Below are 20,826 nucleotides of genomic sequence, written 5' to 3' on the forward strand. Positions count from 1 at the left end.
AGGAGATAATTTATTTCTTGTCCATCAAAGAGTATAACATATGAAGACGATCATTGTTAAAAATAAGTAAGTAATTAAAGAAAAATTAACAAACACGTGAAAATAATCGCATAGTATTCCTTGAACTTGTGGAGATAACGCTTTACCCGCTGCCGGAGCCGGGCCCTTCTCGCTTCATATTTTCTACCTCATATTTTGTCCTTCTTTCTGAATTAAATCCTACGCCAAAACTTTCCAAAAATTTTTTAAAGATAACCAAGCACTTTTTCGACGGGTACACCGTAGCATAATGTAGACCTATTTTTTTGCTATGGGGGGATGCTGTTTGACACCCGGAATATTAACGTTGATTGCCTTGTCCGTTATAAACGGCTTAATTATTCTGGTCTCTTATATTTCCTCGGGCAGCCTGCCGGAGCCCCTGACGCCACAGGAGGAAAGAGAGTTGCTTATGAAAATGGCCAGGGGCGACAAGCTGGCCAAAACAATATTAATAGAAAGAAACCTGCGGTTGGTTGCCAAAATTGCTAACAAATTAAAGGACAACGGGGTTGATAAACAGGATTTGTTTCAGTGTGGGGTGGTGGGTTTGATTAAAGCGGTGGAGAGCTTTGACATGGCCAGGTCAAGAAAGTTTTCCACTTATGCCGGGGTTTGCATTCAAAATGAAATGCTCATGCTGCTGCGCAAACAGAAGAATGAGAGAAACTGTATCTCCATCTCCGAGCCCCTAGACTATGATAAAGACGGAACGGCGCTGGAATTGCAGGACACCCTGACCGCTGATGACACCCCGGTGGATGAGCTGGTGGAAAAGAACCTAGAAGTTGAAAAACTGGAAATGGCCATTCAAAAATTGACGCCCAGAGAGCAAATGGTGATTAAACTCAGGTATGGCCTGGACGGGGGACATGAACTTACCCAGCGGGAAGTAGGCAAAAAACTGGCCATCTCCAGATCCTTTATTTCCAGGATCGAAAGCAGTTCCATCAATAAGTTGTATAAGGAGTTGACCAATTAATGAGCAAGGCCCCCGGGTTGGGGGCCTTTATATTAGAAAGTGGGCACCACGGCGCCTTTGTAAGTGTCCTCAATAAATTTCTTCACTTCGGGGGACTGCAAAGCTTCCGTCAGTTTTTTAATTTCTTCACGGTTTTCGTCACCCTTACGGACGGCCAGAATGTTGCCGTAGGTATCCGCAGCTTGGGACTTGGCATCTTCTGCCACCAGGGCATCGGCGGGAGTAAATTTGGCCTGGGCGGCAAAGTTACCGTTGATCACGGCGCCGGCCAGGTCTTCAACGGAACGGGGCAGTTGGGCGGCTTCCAGTTCAACCACCTCCACTTTCTTTTCTACAATGTCTCTGACGGTGGCGTTAATGCCTACCCCCTCTTTAAGCTTCAGCAGGCCAGCCTTCTCCAGTACCGCTAGGGCACGCCCACCGTTGGTGGGGTCGTTGGGAATCCCGATCTTGTCCCCTGCTTTGAATTCGGTTACGGATTTTACTTTTTTGGAATACAGGCCCATGGGCTCGAAGTGGATTTTGGCGGTGTAGGTGAGATCCAGTCCCTTTTGCTTATTAAAATCCTCCAGGTAGGGCAGGTGCTGGAAGTAATTGGCATCCAACTGCTTGTCGTTCAGGGCCAGGTTGGGCTGTACATAGTCATTGAACTCCACGATTTCTAATTGGATACCCTCTTTCTCAAGCAGGGGCTTTACCACCTTTAAAATCTCCGCATGGGGAACCGGGGTGGCGCCCACCTTTAATACCTTACTGTCCCGGGCTGCTTCCTGCTTGGCAGGTTCCTTTTGACCGCCGCAGCCGGTCAGCAACAGGGACAGGCTGAACAGGCAGGCCAGTACAAATACCAATCTTTTTTTCATTTTTGGTCTCCTCCTTAATTTTTATTGAATTTGTTGGCAAGGAAATTGCCAAAGGATTGAATAACTTGCACAACGATTACCAGTATGATGACAGTGGTTACCATGACCACCGAGTCAAACCGCATGTAACCGTAACGCACCGCCAGGTCCCCCAGACCACCTCCTCCCACCACTCCGGCCATGGCGGAGTAGCCAATCACTGCAATGGTTGTAATGGTAGTGCCTAAAATAATGCCGGGCAGCGCCTCGGGCAGCAATACCTTCCAGATAATTTGCCAGGTACTGGCCCCCATAGCCAGAGAAGCCTCAATGACCCCTTTATTAACTTCCTTCAAGGAACTTTCCACCATTCTGGCCACAAAGGGAGCGGCGGCAACGGTTAAGGGGACAATGGCCGCCGTGGTGCCGATGGTGGTGCCCACCAGTAACCGGGTGAAGGGAACCAAGGCCAGCAGCAGGATAATAAAGGGATAGGAACGGAAAATATTGATGATGGCGCCCAATACCCGGTTTACGGCCAGATTTTCTTTAATATGGCCCTTATCGGTAATCACCAGAATCACGCCCAGGGGAACTCCCAACAGCGACGCAAAAATAACGGAAACAACCGTCATGTACAGCGTTTCCCAGGATGCTTTGATCAGTTCCGGAGATATGCTGGTTAGATGAGTGAACAAATCATTCAGCATCTTTTAACACCTCAATTCTTAAGCCCAGTTGGCGCAGGTAGTCTACGGCCCTGTGACAGTTGCTCCGGGAACCCATGCATTCAATCATCAACATCCCAAAGGGGGTATCCTGGATTTGATCAATATTGCCGTAGAGAATGTTGATATCAATATCAAATTTTTTTACCAGAGTGGAAATCACCGGCTCGGCGGCGGAGTCCCCGATAAAGGAAACCCGGATGATTTGTCCCTGTCCCCTTTGCAGCAGGGGCTTTTTGATATGATCAGGAATATCCGTTTGAATAATGGTTTGTACAAAGCGCCGGGTGGTGGGGTGCTTGGGCTGGGTGAAGACGTCAATCACCAGGCCCTCCTCAATGATTTTCCCTTGCTCAAGGACCGCTACCGAATCGCAAATTTCCGAGATCACTTTCATTTCGTGGGTAATCATCAAAATGGTCAGATCCAGTTTGCGGTTAATGTCCTTAAGCAGCGCCAGGATCGAATCGGTGGTGGCCGGGTCCAGGGCGGAGGTGGCTTCGTCGCATAACAAAACGATGGGATCGTTGGCCAGCGCCCGGGCGATGCCCACCCGTTGTTTTTGCCCCCCGGAAAGCTGGGAGGGGTATGCCCCGGCTTTATCAGCCAGGCCCACCAGGCCCAGCAGTCTGGTTACTTTGTCTTTGATTTCGGCTTTCGGCACACCGCTGATTTCTAGAGGAAAAGCCACATTGTCAAAGACCGTGCGGGAGGATAACAGGTTAAAGTGCTGAAAAATCATGCCGATTTTCCGGCGGGCAACCCTTAGCTGACCTTCGTTTAAGGAGGTCATTTCCTGACCGTTCACTTTTATGCTGCCGGAGGTTGGTTTTTCCAGCATATTGACACAGCGGATGAGGGTGCTTTTCCCGGCGCCGCTATAACCGATAATGCCGTAAATTTCCCCTTTGCGCACCCGCAGGCTCACATGGTCCAGGGCCTTCACCTCACCGGCGCCGGACCGGTAAATTTTCGTCAAGTCCTTGATTTGTATCACCAGCATCAACCTTCCCCAAAAAAAATCAGGCCTCTTCTGACAGACCAGAAGAGGCCATAGTTTCTACGTCCTCTTCTTATCTTTCAGAAGAAAAAATCTTCTGCAGGAATTAGCACCTTTCTTAGAAATCTAAGAAATCTAAGAAGGTTGCCGGGCTTCACAGGGCCAGTCCCTCAGCCGCTCTGGATAAGAAGGTGTTTAATAACCACTTATTAAGTTAAACAATGTAGATTTTAAGACAAGTGTGTACATTTGTCAATCAGAATTTTAGACATTTCTTCGGTTGTTTTTTAATTCGAGGGACTGCATACAATACAGAATTCTTTGCTTATGGTGCTATTTTGCCTTTTTTTATGTTACAATAGAGACAACCAGAGAAATAATTTAACTCTCGTCACCAATAGATGAAAAGCGGGGGGTTAAATTATGAGAGGGAGATGGCAGTATATCCTGGTCATATTCATCATGTTTTCTTTATATTTTCTTTTTGCCCATTCCGTGAAATTATACGGTAAGGAAGCGGCCGTTACGGACGTGAGTAAAATTAAGGTGTTTATCGATCATCTGGATATTGAAAATGATAAAGGAGAACAGCAGGTTATCGTAACGGTTATCAACAACAGCCATAAAACCTTTAGCGGCATGCTGAAACTCAGTTCCATTGGCGTCAACAATGAGTATTTAACCTTTGAGGCGTTGTATCTGACCGTTTTTCCGGGCAAGACTGAATCAAGGACCGTCTGGCTTAAAAAATCCCTGGTTCCCCATATCAAGACAGAAATTCTAAACCCCCAATTCAGTTCCTTTGAACCGAAAATATCTTTCTGTATACCAACCCCTTTTAAGGGGTTTTTTGTGTGAATGGAATGATCCATGCCCTCTTAATATTTTGCCCCATCAGAGATAAAATATGGTAAGACAAAAAACGAATACCGATACAGGAGGTTTCAACATGCAATTTAATTTCCGCTGTCCCACCAGAATCTTTTTTGGTCAGAAGTGTGTTGATAAATACAGCAGCGAGCTGGCCGCTTTAGGAAAAAAAGCTTTGATTGTTACGGGAGGCAGTTCCTCCGAAAAAAACGGTTCCCTGGCTGAGATGACCGCCGCCTTAACCAGGGAAGGGATCCAGGTGGAGATTTTCAATGAGGTTGAGCAAAACCCCGGTTTGGCCACCGTATACCGGGGCGGGCAAAGGGCCAGGGAAATGGGGGCGGACTTTATTGTCGGCATCGGAGGGGGCAGCCCCCTGGACGCTGCCAAGGCCGTGGCGGTGTTGGCGGTGAACGAGGTCAGCCAACAGGATTTAATGGCGAAAAAATGGTCCAATGAGCCGCTCCCGGTGGTGGCCGTACCCACCACCGCCGGTACCGGCAGTGAAGTGACCCCCTATGCCATCCTCACAGTGGACTGGGCGGAGACAAAAATGTCCATTGCAGGGGAAAAGCTGTTTCCTGCACTGGCATTCCTGGATGGCCGCTACCTGCTGAATTTGCCCTGGGCCGTCACCGTCAACACTGCAGTAGACGCCTTGTCCCATAGCGTTGAGGGCTTTATCAATAACCGCGCCACGCCATTTACCGACCTGCTGGCCCTGGAGAGCATCCGCCTCCTTGGCAGGTTGTTAAAAACCCTCAACCCGGACAACATTTCCCTGGAGGAGAGGGAAGAACTGCTCTACGCCTCTATGCTGGCGGGTATGGTCATTGCCCAAACCGCCACCGGGGTGATCCATGCCCTGGGTTACCCGTTAACCTATTTTAAGGGCCTGCCCCATGGCCTGGCCAACGGGGTCATTATGAAGGCGTCCTTAGAATTTATGGCCCAGGACGCCCCGGACAGGGTACAACAGGTGGTGAAGGCGCTGGGTTGTACCAATTTGCCAGAAGTGGGGGAGGTCTTGACCAAAGTATTGCCGCCGGTCAATCTAAAACTCACTGCCGAAGAAGCGGCTAAGTTTGTGTCTAAAACCCTGCAGGCCAAAAACCTGGCCAACTGCCCGCAGAGACCGGCAGACAAAGATATTTATGAGATATTAAAGGCAAGTAACCTGGTGCGGATGTAATATCGTAAAGCCCTGCTTTGGCGGCAGGGTTGGAAGCCACCGGAATGCAGGAAGGGCCGGTTATTTAAAAACCGGCCCTTCACTCTTTTTATACCTTTAAATTTTTTCTCACGTCTTGCCGGTTGGTATACCAGTAGGTAAACCATGCCACCAGAAGGAACATCACCAAAGCGAACCAGTTGCTGGCAGCCAGGGCGGTACCCTTGAGGAAGGCAATGTTGTACTCGATGTAGGCAAAGAAGGCGATCACGATGCCAACTAAAGCATCGCCTGCAATCAGGCCCGAAGAAATAAGGACGCCCCGCTCAACCTTGTCCTTCAGCTCATTGGCTCCGACGCCCCTTTCAATCAGGATGCGCACAATGCCCCCCACCAGAATGCCCATACTTAAATGAAGGGGCAGGTAAAATCCCAGGGCAAAGGGAAGCACCGGCAGGCCCATGGCAAAAATGGCCACCCCCACAATCAGCCCCATGATAACAAACTCCCAGGGCAGGGTTCCTGTAATAACGCCTTTTGTCACCATAGACATCAGGGTCGCCTGGGGTGCGGGTAAGTCGGCGGAGCCCATTGTATAAGCGCCGTGCAGCATAACGATGATGGCGCCTACGAAATAAGCACAGGCAAGGACCCCGACGTACTGTCCGATCTGCACATACTTTGGCGTGCCGCCCAGGATAAAGGTGGTTTTGCCGTTTTGGGCCGTAGCGCCGGCCACCGCTATGGCCACACATACGATGGAGCCCAGTGTGATGGCCACCACCATGCCGGTTTCAGGGGACCATCCCAGGCCCTTGACAATGGCGCTGACCACCAGCAGGGTAGCAATGGTCATACCGGACACCGGGTTGTTGGAGACACCGACAATACCGGTGATACGGCTGGAAACTGCGGCAAAGAAAAAACCAAAGATAAGAACCAGCAGAGCGCCCACGATGCCGCCCGGCACCTGGGGCAGGAAAATAATGAGAAGCGCCACCAGCAGGGTCCCACCGATGACCACTGCCAAAGAAAGATCCTTTTCTGTCCGCCTTTCGGTATCCCCGCCCCTGGTCTGAGCAAGACCGGTCATAGCGGCCCGGAAGGACCGGATAATGGTGGGGGCGGACCGGGCCAGAGAGATAAAGCCTCCGGCGGCCACGGCGCCGGCGCCGATGTAACGGACATATTTGCTCCAGATACCCCAGGCGTCCATCTCTGCAATGGGTACCGTGCTGGGGAAAATGGGGTTGGGTACCGCGTGGCCGAAATAGCTGATTAAAGGAATGACCAGCATCCAGGCCACCAAACCGCCGGCCAGCATGAATTTGCCCACATCATAGCCCACAATAAATCCTACTCCCAACAGGGACGGCAGGGCATTTACTCCGATGAGTCCATTGGAAAGAAAGGGCAGTTTCCATTCGGGGGTTTCATTCCAGGCCAGCAAACCCCCGGAGAACAGTTTGTATAAACCGCCCACAGCGATGCCGGTAAAGACCAATCCGGCCCCGGCGCCGCCTTTTTCTCCGGAGACCAGCACCTCTGCACAGGCCATCCCTTCAGGGTAAATTAAGTTGCCGTGTTCCTCCACCGTGAGATATCTTCTCAGGGGTACAAAGAACAGGATCCCGATGAGGCCCCCTAGGGCGGAAACAATGACCACGGTGAGAACGCTGATATCCATTCCCCAGAGTAAAAGGGCGGGAATGGTGAAGATAATACCCCCGGCAATACTTTCCCCGGAGGAAGCCACTGTCTGGACAATATTTCTTTCCAAAATATTGCCGCTCCGGAAAAACAACTTATAGAGACCTGTGGCCAACACCGCGGCTGGGATGGAGGCGCTGACTGTCAAGCCCACCTTCAGCCCCAGGTACGTGTTGGCGACACCAAAGAGAACCGAAAGCACGGCGCCGATTACCAGCGCCCGGACGGTGAATTCCACCACAGACCTTTCGGGGGAAACAAAGGGGACATACCGGTCTCCGGGTATTCCCCCGTAGGCCCCTTCCAGCATGCCGCTTTCTTCTACGACATCCTGCTTTGCCTTTGTTGCATCGGCCATCATACGCACCACCTTTTTGTTATGAGATCAGCATTTTTCCTTCCTTTAAGATTTCCTGCCCGTCTACGATGAGTGTCGGTTTTAAGAGGATACCGTCCAAATGAATGGGCACATCTACCGTCCCTCCGAAGCTGATGCTGTTGCCTAGGGCCACGTGAACGGTGCCCAGAACCTTTTCATCCTCCAGGACATTGCCTGTAATGATGGCCTTGTCGTTGGTGCCCACGCCTAATTCTGCAATGTTGCCGGCTTCTTTACCCAGGGGTTTCAGCAGGTCTTCCAGGACCTTGGCACCCTGGCCCCCCTGAATCCCCACAGTATAACCGTCCTGTACCGTAATTCGTATAATTTCCCCCTTGAGCATTCCTACACCGGCCATCGCCCCGTCAATAACCAGGGTACCGTTGGCAGTTCCCTCAACAGGGGCGATGTAAGCCTCCCCGGCGGGCAGGTTGCCGAACATTCCCTTTCCCTGCAACATACCGGTGTCCGGATGAGCGGCCCTGCCCTGCAGGGACATAGTTAAATCCGTACCTGCGGGGGTGACAATGCGTGCTTCATTCCCTCTGCTCAACAAATCTGCTATGCGGGCGCTCAAGTCACTGATTTTTTGATAGTCTGCCGTCATGGTGCGGGACAGCATTTCCCCCGTAATACCAGGCAGAGAAGCCACCCTAGCGCCGCACCGGTTGGCTTCCCGCCGCGCCCTGGTATGAGAAAGGGACTTCGTGGTGGCCGCCACCACCACATCAACCTGTTTCATTGCCTCCGCCACGGCTGCCGGGGGTTCTTCGCCGTTGACAGATCGAGGCAGCATTTCCAGCAACATGGCTTCCGCCCCCAGGGAAATCGCCTGTTCCCACAGGGACCGCCCCACAGTTCTGGTGCCCTCGTCGGCAACCACCAGTACCTTTTCACCTTTTTTCACACCAAGACAAACCTCTAAAGCAACCCTTGCTCCAAATTCCAAACTGCTCAATGGTTTATCCCTCCTTGAGGGATATTTTTTCTAACAACTTGCAAATTTATCCCCCGGTATTCCTGCCATTGGTCAGGTGAAGACAAAATGAAGAAAAAAGGATAAGGCTTGCGTTAGGCAACTCTTTGGACAGCAAAGATTTGCCACGCAAGCCTTTTCGTTTAACTCACAACATTGATGGGTTTACCCTGGAGGAAAGCTTCAATATTCTTAGCCATGAGATTGATCAGTCTTTGCCTGGATTCCAGGGTCTTCCACCCGATATGCGGGGTTAGTAGCACATTATCCATTTTGAATAGGGGATTATCCTGATCCGGTGGCTCCTTTTCCTGTACATCCAGTGCAGCGCCGGCGATGCGTCCCTTTTGCAGGGCTTCGATTAAATCAGCTTCTTTGATTACCGGCCCCCTGGAAGTGTTAATAATGTAGGCGGTGGGCTTCATTAACTGTAACCGTTCCCGGTTGATCAGGTATTTGGTGTCTTCGTTCAGGGGGCAGTGGATGGAAACAAAATCACTTTGCCGCAGCAGTTCCTCCAGGGACACCGATTGTATTCTGGGATCGCCCCAGTCCCTGGGTGTGCGATTGTAAACCAGGATATTCATGTTAAAGGCCAGGGCCAGTTTCATCACCTGCTGCCCGATGGAACCGCCGCAAACAATGCCCAGGGTTTTGTTTTGCACCTCAAAGTTGGCGGTTTGAATGTCCTGCTCGAAGTTAGTGAAATCTCCCCCTTTAATCATCCACTGCTGCTGGGACAGGGACCTGGCAAAGTTTAAGATAAAACCAAAGACCAGCTCTGCCACCGCTTCGGTACTGTAGCCCGGCACATTACAGACCGTAATATTCTTTTCCCTGGCAGCGGCCAGATCGATGTTGTTAAAACCGGTACCGGCTTCACAGATGAGTTTCACCGAGGGAGGGAACTGCGCAATCAAATCCCTGCCCACCGGCAATTCTTTGGTTATGACGATATCCTGGTTTTGCACCCTGGCCGGTATCTCCTGGTCGGTGCTGGCATCGTATTTGGTAACCGTGGTAAGTTTTTCGATGGGTGACAGATCCAGCCGACGGTCAAAATCCAGCCTTTCTAAATTAAGAAATACAGTGTTTGGCATAGAGACCTCCTGACCCTTTATTTTACTTGAAGTTTATTGACATTATACCACTATTCATCTAGGTCATGTTATAAAGGATAGGTGGTTAACCTATCCTTTACAACAGTTTTAATTAGTTAGAATTAATGGGTATGTTCACTTTCAACGGTTGAAACGGTATCCGCATTTTCGGTATCGGTTGTGTTTGTATCATCAGGAGTTGTAGTGCCCTCATCGTGGGAGGTATCTCCTTCGGTTGTCTGGTTTTCACTAGCTGGTTGAAGCAATTGTATTACCAAGAAAGCCTCACCGGCCTTGTTTTTAATAACAGTTAACGGAGCACCTGCTACCAGGCTAGAAGCATCGGTCTTTTCTCCGTTAACCAGGATGATGGTGTTTTCAGTCAGTAAAATTTCTGCGGCATTATCGCCTGTACCTATCATCAGTACTTGTTGCCCATCTTCAGTTGTTTCTACCCCGTGAAGAGTGTCAGTGACAACCTGTTTTTTATGCTGCTCTTTCTTTTCAGCCATAGCTTTTTTCTTAGCTTTCATTTCTTCTTTTTTGCTAGCCATAGCTTCTTTTTTGGCCGTCATATCTGCTTTCTTGCTTGACATGGCTTCTTTAGCTTCAGAACTGCCTTTTTGGGCCTGGGTACTACCAGGCTTTTTGCTATGGTCGCTAGGCCCTTTTCCTTCCATTGGAGCTGCGCTGGCAAATGCTCCTCCTACCAAAAGACTGCTAGCTACTGTGAGAGTTATAATACCAGTTCTTAATTTTTTCATCAAAAACACTCCTTTTTTGAATTATGTTTACTTGCAAGATTCTAGCTGTTTTATGAGGTTTGTCTAAGGGAGATTGACCATAATCACCACTCCTTTTCGCGATAAACTTAGTTCCGGCTTTTATATCCAGCTCTTGTAATGAATTGTACCAATCAATTTTCACAAACCTTTTACAAAATTAAGACATTTATGTAATATTTTCATTTTTGTTAAAAACCAGGTGCAACACCAAACCTTAGATCAAAAAAACAAATCCTCCCGTCGTAAGGAAGGATTTTATATATCATTCGTTATACCCCACTCCCCAAACAGTATTAATATCAGAGGGAATATTCAGGGATTTGAATTTTTCCCTCAAACGTTTAATTAGGGTATCCACAATTCGTAGATTACCGAAGTAATCTACGCCCCAGACTTCTTCCAGTAAAAATTCCCGGGTAAAAACCTGACCGGCATTTTGGGACATCAAAACCAGCAGGTCAAACTCCTTAGGTGTAAGGTGGATTTCCTGTCCGTTGGCAGTGACCGTTCTGGTTAACAAGTTGATTCTAACCCCCGGATAATGAATTTCTGTTTTTTTTTGCGGAACGTGCTGCTGTTGAACGACGAAGAATGGCCTTAATCCTGGCAACCAATTCCCTTGGGCTGAAAGGTTTACCAACACAATCGTCTGCACCGATTTCAAGGCCTTGAATACGATTTGTTTCATTATTCAAGTCGGTAAGCATAACCACTGGAACTTGTGATATCTTTCGAATTTCTTGACAGACTTTAATACCGTCAGTGTTAGGTATCCTGATATCCAGAATAACGAGATCCCAATTTTTCCTATAAAAAAGTGCCAGTGCTTCCGCACCATCCACAGCTTGCTCCACAGAGAATCCTTCACGATTTAAGTATTTTGTAACGACCTCTCTAATATCGGACTCATCGTCAGCCAAGAGGATGCTTTTTCTATCCATGTGGATAATCCCTTCTGTCATTTTTTTATGGCAAAATGAACTACCCTTTTGAGGTTGGATACAAGAGAATTCACCTAGATGAACCTACTTCGTTAAATATTTCGTAAAAAGAGCATCGCTTTAGGTGGGGTATCTCAATGAAAATACAAAATCATTTGGGTCAAAAGGTTTTTTTGTTGTTGCTTTATCATTTGGTTTAATTTTTCTCTGCAGACCTAAATATCACAGAAATGTCATAGCTTTGAAAAAGATTTGTAAAAATCGCATGTTAGAATTGGTCAAGATGACAGATTTAACTAGGTCAAGGGGGGGTAGCAAAGAAAGTATTGTATGTATCCAGCTCTTTGAAAATAAAATAAAAGGAGGAAGGCTTGTGTACAAAAGTGGTTTCCGGTCATATATTAGGTCCGGTTCCATTGTTATGACGTTGCTTTTGTTGTTAAACATTTTCTCATTTAGTAGTGCTCAACCAGCCCTGGCGGAAGATCCCGGACAGACTCCTCAGACAGAGCAAAGTGACGTCAGCACTGAAGCTGGTTCAGCAAACACCTCAGACCCATCGGTAGAGGAAGCAGTCTATCAAGATGAAAACTTAGATAGCATCGACTCCAGCCAAGACAATGGCACCCCGTCTGATGATACCTCAAGCGTGGAAGAGGGGGCAAACGTGGAGACAACAGAAGAACCGGTTACTGAGGCCGTTGATGAAGAGGAAATTGAAGCTTATACTGTCAGCGGTGCTGTTTACGGGATCTCAGAGGAAGATACCGTGAAGATCATGCTGTCTAAATGCACCGGGAAAACAGTTGTTTCACAGGATCTTGAGATAGGACAAACAGCGTTTAGCATTTCGGATGTTCCTACAGGTGAATACACCCTGTGCATGTTAATAAACGGTGCCACTGCTATGATGAAACCTGTTCAGGTGGCTGGTGATATGACAGTTGAGGATATACACGTGGTACGGGTAACCGGAACCATTTTAGGTTTGCCAGAAGGGGTTACTGCATCTGTCTATCTGAAACCGGAGAATAAAGATGTAATGGTCATGCCTCTTAAGGTGATATCCAACGGGGATATAACGGAGTTTACCCATAAGGTGGTACCTGGCTTTTATCGTATGACCGTGATGGCAGAGGGGTATGAAGACTATACTGCTCCAGAGGTCATTGAAGTAGGAGATGATGACGTTATTCTTGACCCCATCGAGATGGTTTTAAAGCTGGAAATAGTAACCACCTCACTGTCAACTGGTACCGAAGGTGCAGCTTATTCAACAGAACTGCAGGCAACCGGCGGGAAAGAGCCCTTGACATGGGCCATAACCGGTGGGACCTTACCGGAAGGCTTAACGCTGGACACAGTGACAGGAGTTATTTCCGGTACCCCTGCCAATAGCGGCGACTATTCCTTTGAAGTTACCGTCACAGATTTCTTAGGACATACCTTTAGTCAAACATTGAACTTAAGTATTGCCAGGCGTTCTTCGGGCGGCAGTTCCGGGGGGAGTAGCAGTTCATCAGACTCTGCAAATTCCGGGACCAATACTGACGTGACGAAAACTACCTTTACCGACCGGGAAATAAAAGAGGCTATTAATCTTTCCCAGGGAACTGTAACACTGGTTGCGCCGGTGGGGCAAAAGAGTTTAGTCCTCACTGGAGACCAGTATAAACAGTTGATAGAAACCGGTAAGGAACTTATTATATCAGTTCAGGATGTAAAGGTCGTTCTGAACCCGGCTGCCATAGACTTTCCCGAGAACGCCAAGTTGGAATTCAAAGTAGAGGAACTGGCTGATGGTAAGGCAGTGGAATTGGTTAGCCAAACTGACTACCAATTGATTGGTAAGGTTTTTGAAATCAATATGGAAATCAAGAGTGATGGGAATACCGAAAAGAATCCTCTAAAACAATCAGTAAGAGTATCCCTGCCGGTAAAATCTGACTTGTGGTTGGATGGTACCCACCACCGGTTGGATGTCTTCTATTATAATGAAAGTGAATCTAAATGGGAGCCGATGCACGCTATTCATAATACGAACGGTCAGGTACTTACTTTCAGCACACCACACTTTAGTAAATACGCTGTTCTCAGCAAACCGGAGAAGAATTTCTCTGATGTAACAGGGCACTGGGGCCAAAAAGATATTGAAAGAATGGCTGCCCGGGGGATCATAGGCGGGTATCAAGACCACTCCTTTAGACCGGATGCCAACATTACAAGAGCCGAGTTAGCCACCCTGTTGTCGAGGTTGCTGGGACTCAACGAGAAGGCGACAATTACATTCAGTGATGTTACGGAAAAAGACTGGCATTACGAAAGTATTGCCAAGGCGTTCCAGGCAGGAATTGTCCGGGGTTACCATGACGGTTCCTTCAAGCCCAACCAGTACGTTACCAGGGAGCAAATGGCAGCCATGATTGCCAATGCACTGGAAAATGAGGGGATCAGCATAGGTCAAAATGATGCTTCTCTGGGGTTGTTTACTGATGCCGGTTCCATCTCTCCTTGGGCCAGGCAGAGTGTTGCAACTGCCAGTGCTTTGGGAATTGTCAAAGGGATAATCTCTGAACAAAAGGTTAAATTTGCTCCTGGCAAACAAGCCACAAGGGCTGAAGCAACGGTAATGCTTGCTAGATTGTTGGATATTACGGAAAGTGCTAAACTAAATTTATAAGACAAGATAGAAAAAAGAGACTGGTTTTTCAGTCTCTTTTTTCGTGCGCCCGGCATGGGCGTTATCTATAGGGTGAAAGTCCCGAACGGTGAAGGTAGCAGTAGCCGTAGCTTAAGACAAGGGTGTCCATCGCGAGGTGGAATCTGAAGGAAGTCGGCGGCAAAAACCCTCGGACTCACCTTCTGGCGAGAACAAGGACTTAGAAGTTTAGTCGAAAGATACAACGAACTTCGTTGCACAACATGAACCGCCGTATACCGAACGGTACGTACGGTGGTGTGAGAGGACGGGGGTTAATCACCCCCTCCTACTCGATTGGATCAGACCAGGACAACCAAAAGAAGAGCACAAACGCCCTACGGGTAGTTCGTGCTCTTCTTAACAACGGTGGGGTTGTTGGGGATTCAAGTATGAAGTTATATGAAAGTACTGTTAATTGCTGGTGGGGGTGTTGAAGTTACCTATCATACCAGGGCCCATGCCGGTGCCGTTGCCCATCATGCCGGGACCCATACCGGAACCATTACCCATCATGTTCATCATGCCACCGTTCATCATGGGGCCCATACCGTTTTTGCTGTGGAAGTCCTTCATTTGCTCAAAGTGTTGGTTCCAGGTTTTAGCCTGTTCTTCGGTAATCTTGCCGTCCTTTACGGCCTTGTCCAGCCAGGTTTTGTGCTGGTCAAACATTTGGTTAAAGAATTGCTGGTTCTTGGAGTTGTTTACGGTGTTGGTAGCATTATCAGGCTGGTTGTTGTCTATAGCAGCAAAGGCTGCGGGAACCATCAGGGCACCAAGGGCTACAGTTACAATACCGGCAATTAGTTTACGTTTCATTCTTCATTCCTCCAAATTAAATATATTTTTTCGATAATGCTTGGAAGGGACAGTTTACCATCCTGCCCAGGACCATCTTTCAGCAACCACCCTTGCAGTGGGCCACTGCGGGGAGCATCCAGTGTTTGGTAAACATTTGGTTCACCTCCCGTCGGGGTGTTGTTCTTTACAGTTATTACTATAGCAAAGACATTTTACAAAACTGTTTCATCAATATCACATTTTGTTTATATTTTACTAAACCATCATAACAAGCAAGTGTTACTAATTTTTCTCGTAAGTTTAACATTTTTGTGATAATCCTTTGAATGCTTTGACAAGGGTTTGTTGTTAGCTTTACTATAGATAGTAGCCAACCCTTGTCTCTGCAGGGGAGGCATATCTTAAAGGAGGGATATTCATGCGCCAGTTTCGTGTGCTGGTTGTGGATGATGAAGATAAAATTCGTCAGGTTATTGGCATTTATTTAACCAATGAAGGATACCATGTGGGGGAAGCGGTGGATGGCGAGGAAGCCCTGCGGAAGTTTAGAGCCGAGTCCTGGGATTTAATCGTGCTGGACGTCATGATGCCCAAAATAGACGGTGTCACCGTGTGCCAGGAAATCCGCAAGGTATCCAAGGTGCCCATCATCATGCTGACAGCTAAGAACGAAGAGGTGGACCGCATTTTAGGCTTGGAGTTCGGAGCCGATGACTATATGGGCAAGCCCTTTAGCCCACGGGAGCTGGTGGCCCGGATTAAGGCGGTCATGCGACGGGTGGGCAGCGAAGAGAAAAAAGAGGGGCATCTATTAAAATTCCCCGGCCTGTGTATGGATTTAATCAGCCGGGAGGTGCTGGTTAAGGATAAGCCTGTCACCCTGACTCCCAAGGAGTTTGAACTCCTGGCACTGTTAGCCAAGTCCACCGGGCGAGCCTACAGCCGGGAGCAGCTTTTGGAGGAGGTCTGGGGTTTTGACTACTACGGGGATGTGAGGACCGTTGACACCCACGTCAACCGGCTGCGGGACAAGCTGCGGGCCGCCGGTGCCGGCAACTTCATTAAAACCGTCTGGGGCGTGGGGTATAAATTTGAGGTGGAAGCATGAAGCTAAACAACATTGTCACCAAACTATGGGTCATCATGACCATTTTGGTGCTGGTGGTGATCGGTATAGCCGGGGCGGCCCAGACCAGCTTTATGGAAGGGCTGTACTATGAACAACAGGCCAAGCAACTGAAAAACCTGGGCAATAAGGTGGCGGACATCGCCCGTTCCGAAGAGGATCCTGTCGCCCTGGACAACAAGGTAGCCCTGATTGCCGGGTTGTATAACGCCAACGTGATGATTTTAAATGAGATGGGTATTGTTATGAGCTGCCAGGGTATGGGCATTAGCACCAAGGATATGCCGATGGATATGAGTAATCCCCACCACGGCCCCTTGAACATGGGGGATCTACAAAAACTGTACCAAGGCCAAGCGGTGGTACTCAAGGGCAATAACCCTTTCTTTAAAACCGACGTGTTGTCGGTGGGCATTCCCTTTAAGGACCATGATAATATTTACCGGGCGGTCATTATCCATGCCCCCCTTGAACCCCTGGCAGACGAGCTGAAACGATTGCAGATGCTGACCATCTACACCGCCGCCGGGGGCATTGCCCTGGCCGCCCTGTTAAGTTTGATTTTCTCCCGGTTTATTTCTAAACCCCTGGTGAAAATGAACAAAGCGGCCCTGGCAATGGCCAGCGGCAATTATCAGCAGCGGGTGAACATCCAGACCAACGATGAAATAGGTCTGCTGGCCAACTCCCTCAATACCTTGGCCTCCCGGCTGCAGGAAAAAATCAGCCAACTGGAACAACAGGAACAAATCCGCCGGGAGTTTGTCACCAACGTGGCCCACGAAATCAAAACCCCCCTGGCGGTTATGCAGGGATTCACCGAAACCTTGATCGATGGGCTGGTTAAGACCGAAAAGGAGCGAGATGAATATCTACAGAACATTTTAGACGAAATCAACCGCCTTAAGCGGCTGGTCAATGAGGTGCTGGATTTAAAGCGCATGGAAGAGGGACACTTTGATTTTGACCAGGAACCCTGTGACTTGCGGGAGATTATAGACCGGGTACAGCGAAAGCTCACTCAACTAACTGTCGAAAAAGGTCTTCACTTGGAAATCAACATAGAAAAGAAGCTACCTTTGGTCACCTGCAACAGCGACCGCATTGAAAGGGTGTTGATAAACTTAATCGACAATGCCATCCGACATACTCCCGCTGGAGGCAAAATCTCCGTCTGTGTGACCACTAAAGCTAATCAGGTGCACCTGCGCATCAGCGACACAGGTGAGGGCATTGCACCGGAGGATCTGCCCATGATCTGGGAGAGATTTTACAAAGGGGACAAGTCTCGCACACGGGTACAGGGCGGCACCGGTTTGGGGCTAGCTATCGTCAAGAGAATTGTGGAGGGCCACGGGGGACAGATAAATGTAGAAAGTAAGCCAAACGAAGGAACCACCTTTAACATCGTGCTGCCGGTTAACCACTTAGGCGTGGAATAACAACAACAGACCCGGGACATTTCCCGGGTCTATGCCTGTATTTTGACTATTCCTGTTCTTTTTTAACCTTCTGAAGCTTCCACCATACCAGGCATCATATACATTTTTACATATCGAACTTGTTACAAAAATGTGAAACTGTTGTTATGGCTTTGTTAAACTTCTTTGTTATTCTATGATTAAGAAATCAATCAACCTACAACAAAGGAGTGAACACTATGATGATGACGTTTGCAGGTGGCATTACAGGTTTTCTCTGGTCCCTTGTCATGATTTTAGGTATGGCATTACCGGTGATTCTGGTGATATGGGCTCTGTTGGCTATAGGAGAACGGGCCACTGGAAGAAAAACCGGCGGCACAGCACCGCAGGAGATTTTAAAAACCCGGCTGGCCAAAGGGGAAATTTCTCTGGACGATTTTCAAAGAATAAGGGGCCAAATCACTTAGGGCTTAGGGCCTGTGGCGTAAACCACAGTTTTTTGACAATGGTGTTAAAGTATAAAAAACCAAAAGCCAGGAGCAAGGGTTTATTGCTGCCTGGCTTTTGGTTTAGTTAAACTCATCAACCAGTTTTTAAGTTCCTCAGTCATTTGATTATTGTATTTCGATATGTTATCAATACTTTGCTTTGAGATAAAAAATTATAACGAATATATCTAATGGAAAAAAGAGACAATAAAAATTACCTATGACTCAGTGCTTCATTCCTTAGCACTGATAAATATGGCCAGATATATTTTCTTGAAGTGAGACAAAAGCGCACCTAACAATGGTACGCTTTTGTACAAACCCTTTACGTTAAGCCATACCGCTCTGAATCTGCTGTAGGGAAAAATTACATTCCTCTATACAGAGAGCCAGATGGTGTGCGCCTTCGATTAGCTTGTTTTTTGCCATAGGGTCTGGTTCGGTGTTGGCCATGTTCCGTAATTGGGCCGAGATTTGCTGACAGGTCTGGATACACTGTTGAATTGTTTGGGCAGATTGCATTGTTGATTTCACCTCCGATAAGTTCCAATTAAAAGTTTTTAAGGCATCCGCATGAGGCTTTCGCACTGGCGGATACACATCTCGATATGACTGGCACCTAAGGTAAGCATTTCCCTTACACCGGCGTTATTAATCCCGTTAGCCGAACTACGCAGATCGTTGGCTGCTTTGGTGCAGGTTTGGATACACTGGGCCAACTGCTGCTTATTTTGCATTTTCCCACCACCCCTCATTTTTAAGTCAGAGTTATAGTCCCCGGTAGTATTACTTAATATTCAGCAGTACCCAAAAAACCAGAGAGCATGTGAGTTCTGCTCTCTGGCTTTACTTTTTAACTCTTTAACTCTGGTCATGCTTATGTGGCTGCCGGGATTTGTTCCTTTTACAAAGGTGTAGCCTAGGGCGGTGGAAAAGACCAACACAATGCCGGTAATGCCTAGGCTGATTTTGGTGATAAGCTTAAATTTCATTGGTGCTACCTCCCCAACACCTTTCTTGCGAGAGATGGCAGGCCATAGGGCCTGCCTGGTGAGGTTACTTTGCTGATGTACATAGATAGTTTCCTCGGTGCTAAACCACACCGTCGGCCTGTATCTTGCCTTTACAGTGAATCACTCCAGTGGCGCATCCCCGGCAGGTTCCTGTAGACTTGCATGAACTGCACTGGCAGTGTTGACAGGCCGGATATTTCTTAATCATGGTTATCCTCCCGAAACCAAGAATAATTTTACTACCGGGATAATTCTTCTTTAAGTTTTTTGTACTCATCTTCAGTTATCTCGTTCCGGGCATATCTGGACTTTAAAATATCTAGGGCACCGGACGATGAACCTTCCTTAAGTGCACTTTTTACTCCTGAGTTTACCGCCCAATAGACAACCAGACCTAACAGAGCCAGCGGGATCAACATCATAAAAATCCCCCCAAACCATCCCATACCATAGCCACCGTACATCATTGGCATAACGCATTCCTCCTTTAAGTTTTTTCTATTGTTCCCATAAGGGGTTGATTTTAAAAAGTGCCCTTATTAAGGGCAAATCATGAAAGGTGATACCGCGGGTCTTTCTTTCTCTACAGATCGCTTTATCTTTAGGCGGCCCTAAGATTATCTAAACTGGCCTGTTGTATAATCAACCTCCTGTAATGGGTTTATGAATTGATTATATAAATAAAAGTTTACAAAACTATGGCATGAATATCACATTTTTGTAATACTTCACGGACCTTGTTTTGCAGGACCAAAGCTTTAATTCTAGGGAGATATGGAAACCTTATTTCCATTTTGCGGCAAAATTATCACAAAAACGTTAAACGGCTGTGCTGTTTTTGTAAAACTTGGTTGTTATGATAAAGCCATAAAGCAAAGGAGGGGATCGTTTTGAACAAAAAACTGCTGGTATCAGGATTATATTGATCGTGACACTTTTGTTATCCATACCTGTTCTAACTTCCGCCAATGTCAAGGAGAACTTTGGGGGCTGGGGAATGGGACAGGGACTGCCTGGAATGGGAATGATGGGTTCTTCTATGATGGGCATCCACGGCAACATGATGGGCAACGGCGGTATTGCCCTGAAGGAGCCGGTAGATTCTGAAAAGGCAGAGGAGTTGGTCAATGACTATTTAAAAACTTCAGGACTAGAGGGCATTTCCTTGGCGGAAGTGATGGAGTTTGATACCCACTTTTATGTGGAGACAAGGGAAGACCAAAGTGGCAAGTATGCCCAAGAGTTTATTTTGGATAAGCATACCGGCTCCATCAGCCCGGAAATGGGGCCCAATATGATGTGGAATGTCAAGTACGGGCATATGGGCGGTATGATGATGGGTTACAGTTCAGAGACCAGTGATAAGCCATCTGTTTCACCGGAGGATTCTATAAAAATTGCCAACGATTTTTTAAAGGGAAACAATTCCGGTGAGACTGCGGCTGAACCCCATGAATTTTATGGCTACTACACTCTGCACACTCTTAAAGACGGAAAAATCGTTGGCATGCTCAGTGTCAACAGTGCCACCGGTCAAGTCTGGTATCACACTTGGCACGGTAACTTTGTCGGAATGGAAAGCGCCGATGGTCATGCCCATCAGGAAGCATAAAAACAATACAGTAACTACATAGCCCCTGTTATAAAAACAGGGGCTAAACTTACCCAAGATCATTTATAAGCATAAAAGGAGGTCTTAGGGTGGAGAACATTACCAATTACCTGCCACTGCTGTTGATTGTTTTAATGATAG

General features: G+C 47.7%; 22 protein-coding genes and 1 riboswitch. Of the genes, 8 read left to right on the forward strand and 14 right to left on the reverse strand.

Annotated features, from left to right (window positions below):
- The first annotated feature begins 325 nt into the window (after positions 1 to 325).
- Positions 326 to 1,021, forward strand: a complete 696-nt coding sequence (gene sigK / locus BUB67_RS02715; RefSeq protein WP_073235357.1) for an RNA polymerase sporulation sigma factor SigK — start codon at positions 326 to 328, stop codon at positions 1,019 to 1,021.
- A 32-nt stretch (positions 1,022 to 1,053) separates the two neighbouring features.
- Here the strand turns inward: sigK and BUB67_RS02720 are convergent, their stop codons facing one another.
- From BUB67_RS02720 to BUB67_RS02730, 3 genes are read right to left on the reverse strand one after another with little or no spacing between them, the layout of a single operon-like run.
- Entirely contained in the window at positions 1,054 to 1,884 is an 831-nt protein-coding gene (locus BUB67_RS02720; protein WP_073235360.1) for a MetQ/NlpA family ABC transporter substrate-binding protein, read from the reverse strand.
- Positions 1,885 to 1,898: 14 nt separating this feature from the next.
- Entirely contained in the window at positions 1,899 to 2,573 is a 675-nt protein-coding gene (locus BUB67_RS02725) for a methionine ABC transporter permease (protein WP_073235365.1), read from the reverse strand.
- Positions 2,563 to 3,588 carry a methionine ABC transporter ATP-binding protein gene (locus BUB67_RS02730; RefSeq protein WP_073235627.1) on the reverse strand — a complete coding sequence of 342 codons (1,026 nt, stop codon included), beginning with the start codon at positions 3,586 to 3,588 and terminating at the stop codon, positions 2,563 to 2,565. Before BUB67_RS02730 ends, BUB67_RS02725 begins: the two co-directional genes overlap by 11 nt.
- 73 nt (positions 3,589 to 3,661) lie before the next feature.
- A riboswitch (SAM riboswitch) is annotated at positions 3,662 to 3,781 on the reverse strand.
- A 233-nt stretch (positions 3,782 to 4,014) separates the two neighbouring features.
- Here BUB67_RS02730 and BUB67_RS02735 point away from each other — a divergent pair.
- Together BUB67_RS02735 and BUB67_RS02740 are read left to right on the forward strand one after the other, a co-directional pair.
- Entirely contained in the window at positions 4,015 to 4,449 is a 435-nt protein-coding gene (locus BUB67_RS02735) for a hypothetical protein (RefSeq protein WP_073235368.1), read from the forward strand.
- Between the two features lie 91 nt (positions 4,450 to 4,540).
- The gene (locus tag BUB67_RS02740; protein WP_073235372.1) at positions 4,541 to 5,653 is read left to right on the forward strand and encodes an iron-containing alcohol dehydrogenase family protein; all 1,113 of its coding nucleotides are present in this window, start codon (positions 4,541 to 4,543) and stop codon (positions 5,651 to 5,653) included.
- A gap of 88 nt (positions 5,654 to 5,741) precedes the next feature.
- On the opposite strand, the gene BUB67_RS02745 is transcribed toward BUB67_RS02740, so the two are convergent.
- From BUB67_RS02745 to BUB67_RS16785, 6 genes are all read right to left on the reverse strand, one after another.
- On the reverse strand, positions 5,742 to 7,700 hold the full coding sequence (locus BUB67_RS02745) for an OPT family oligopeptide transporter (RefSeq protein ID WP_073235375.1): 1,959 nt from the start codon (positions 7,698 to 7,700) through the stop codon (positions 5,742 to 5,744).
- Positions 7,701 to 7,719: 19 nt separating this feature from the next.
- Positions 7,720 to 8,679, reverse strand: a complete 960-nt coding sequence (locus BUB67_RS02750; protein ID WP_073235378.1) for an aminopeptidase — start codon at positions 8,677 to 8,679, stop codon at positions 7,720 to 7,722.
- 161 nt (positions 8,680 to 8,840) lie between these two features.
- Positions 8,841 to 9,797, reverse strand: coding sequence for an NAD(P)-dependent oxidoreductase (locus BUB67_RS02755; RefSeq protein WP_073235381.1), 957 nt, complete (start codon positions 9,795 to 9,797; stop codon positions 8,841 to 8,843).
- 122 nt (positions 9,798 to 9,919) lie between these two features.
- Positions 9,920 to 10,561 (reverse strand): hypothetical protein, encoded by a 642-nt coding sequence (locus BUB67_RS02760; protein WP_073235384.1) that lies wholly within the window; start codon positions 10,559 to 10,561, stop codon positions 9,920 to 9,922.
- Positions 10,562 to 10,844: 283 nt separating this feature from the next.
- Positions 10,845 to 11,102 carry a winged helix-turn-helix domain-containing protein gene (locus tag BUB67_RS16780; protein WP_238456923.1) on the reverse strand — a complete coding sequence of 86 codons (258 nt, stop codon included), beginning with the start codon at positions 11,100 to 11,102 and terminating at the stop codon, positions 10,845 to 10,847.
- 7 nt (positions 11,103 to 11,109) lie between these two features.
- The gene (locus tag BUB67_RS16785; protein WP_238456924.1) at positions 11,110 to 11,523 is read right to left on the reverse strand and encodes a response regulator transcription factor; all 414 of its coding nucleotides are present in this window, start codon (positions 11,521 to 11,523) and stop codon (positions 11,110 to 11,112) included.
- Between the two features lie 373 nt (positions 11,524 to 11,896).
- Here BUB67_RS16785 and BUB67_RS02770 point away from each other — a divergent pair, with 373 nt between their 5' ends.
- Positions 11,897 to 14,203, forward strand: coding sequence for an S-layer homology domain-containing protein (locus BUB67_RS02770; protein WP_073235386.1), 2,307 nt, complete (start codon positions 11,897 to 11,899; stop codon positions 14,201 to 14,203).
- A gap of 432 nt (positions 14,204 to 14,635) precedes the next feature.
- Here BUB67_RS02770 and BUB67_RS02775 read toward each other — a convergent pair whose 3' ends face one another.
- Entirely contained in the window at positions 14,636 to 15,040 is a 405-nt protein-coding gene (locus BUB67_RS02775; RefSeq protein WP_073235390.1) for a DUF2680 domain-containing protein, read from the reverse strand.
- 400 nt (positions 15,041 to 15,440) lie between these two features.
- Here BUB67_RS02775 and BUB67_RS02780 point away from each other — a divergent pair, with 400 nt between their 5' ends.
- The 3 genes from BUB67_RS02780 to BUB67_RS02790 all read left to right on the forward strand — a co-directional run bounded on the left by BUB67_RS02780 (position 15,441) and on the right by BUB67_RS02790 (position 18,039).
- Positions 15,441 to 16,130, forward strand: coding sequence for a response regulator transcription factor (locus BUB67_RS02780; protein WP_073235394.1), 690 nt, complete (start codon positions 15,441 to 15,443; stop codon positions 16,128 to 16,130).
- Positions 16,127 to 17,590: a sensor histidine kinase gene (locus BUB67_RS02785; RefSeq protein WP_073235399.1), complete on the forward strand. Its 1,464-nt coding sequence runs from the start codon at positions 16,127 to 16,129 to the stop codon at positions 17,588 to 17,590. Before BUB67_RS02780 ends, BUB67_RS02785 begins: the two co-directional genes overlap by 4 nt.
- 218 nt (positions 17,591 to 17,808) lie before the next feature.
- A complete protein-coding gene (locus tag BUB67_RS02790) occupies positions 17,809 to 18,039 on the forward strand; it encodes an SHOCT domain-containing protein (protein WP_073235404.1) in 231 nt (76 codons plus the stop codon).
- A 581-nt stretch (positions 18,040 to 18,620) separates the two neighbouring features.
- Here BUB67_RS02790 and BUB67_RS16315 read toward each other — a convergent pair.
- The 4 genes from BUB67_RS16315 to BUB67_RS02805 form a co-directional block, all read right to left on the reverse strand.
- Positions 18,621 to 18,797 (reverse strand): hypothetical protein, encoded by a 177-nt coding sequence (locus BUB67_RS16315; RefSeq protein WP_159431801.1) that lies wholly within the window; start codon positions 18,795 to 18,797, stop codon positions 18,621 to 18,623.
- A gap of 60 nt (positions 18,798 to 18,857) precedes the next feature.
- Entirely contained in the window at positions 18,858 to 19,052 is a 195-nt protein-coding gene (locus BUB67_RS02800) for a hypothetical protein (protein WP_073235410.1), read from the reverse strand.
- Between the two features lie 100 nt (positions 19,053 to 19,152).
- Positions 19,153 to 19,281 (reverse strand): hypothetical protein, encoded by a 129-nt coding sequence (locus BUB67_RS17135; protein ID WP_274377217.1) that lies wholly within the window; start codon positions 19,279 to 19,281, stop codon positions 19,153 to 19,155.
- 31 nt (positions 19,282 to 19,312) lie between these two features.
- Entirely contained in the window at positions 19,313 to 19,546 is a 234-nt protein-coding gene (locus BUB67_RS02805; protein WP_073235413.1) for an SHOCT domain-containing protein, read from the reverse strand.
- A gap of 455 nt (positions 19,547 to 20,001) precedes the next feature.
- On the opposite strand from BUB67_RS02805, the gene BUB67_RS02810 reads away from it, so the two are divergent.
- Positions 20,002 to 20,685: a hypothetical protein gene (locus BUB67_RS02810; protein ID WP_238456925.1), complete on the forward strand. Its 684-nt coding sequence runs from the start codon at positions 20,002 to 20,004 to the stop codon at positions 20,683 to 20,685.
- Positions 20,686 to 20,826 lie beyond the last annotated feature (141 nt).

The sequence above is a fragment of the Desulforamulus putei DSM 12395 genome, assembly GCF_900129195.1.
GTDB lineage: Bacteria > Bacillota > Desulfotomaculia > Desulfotomaculales > Desulfotomaculaceae > Desulfotomaculum > Desulfotomaculum putei.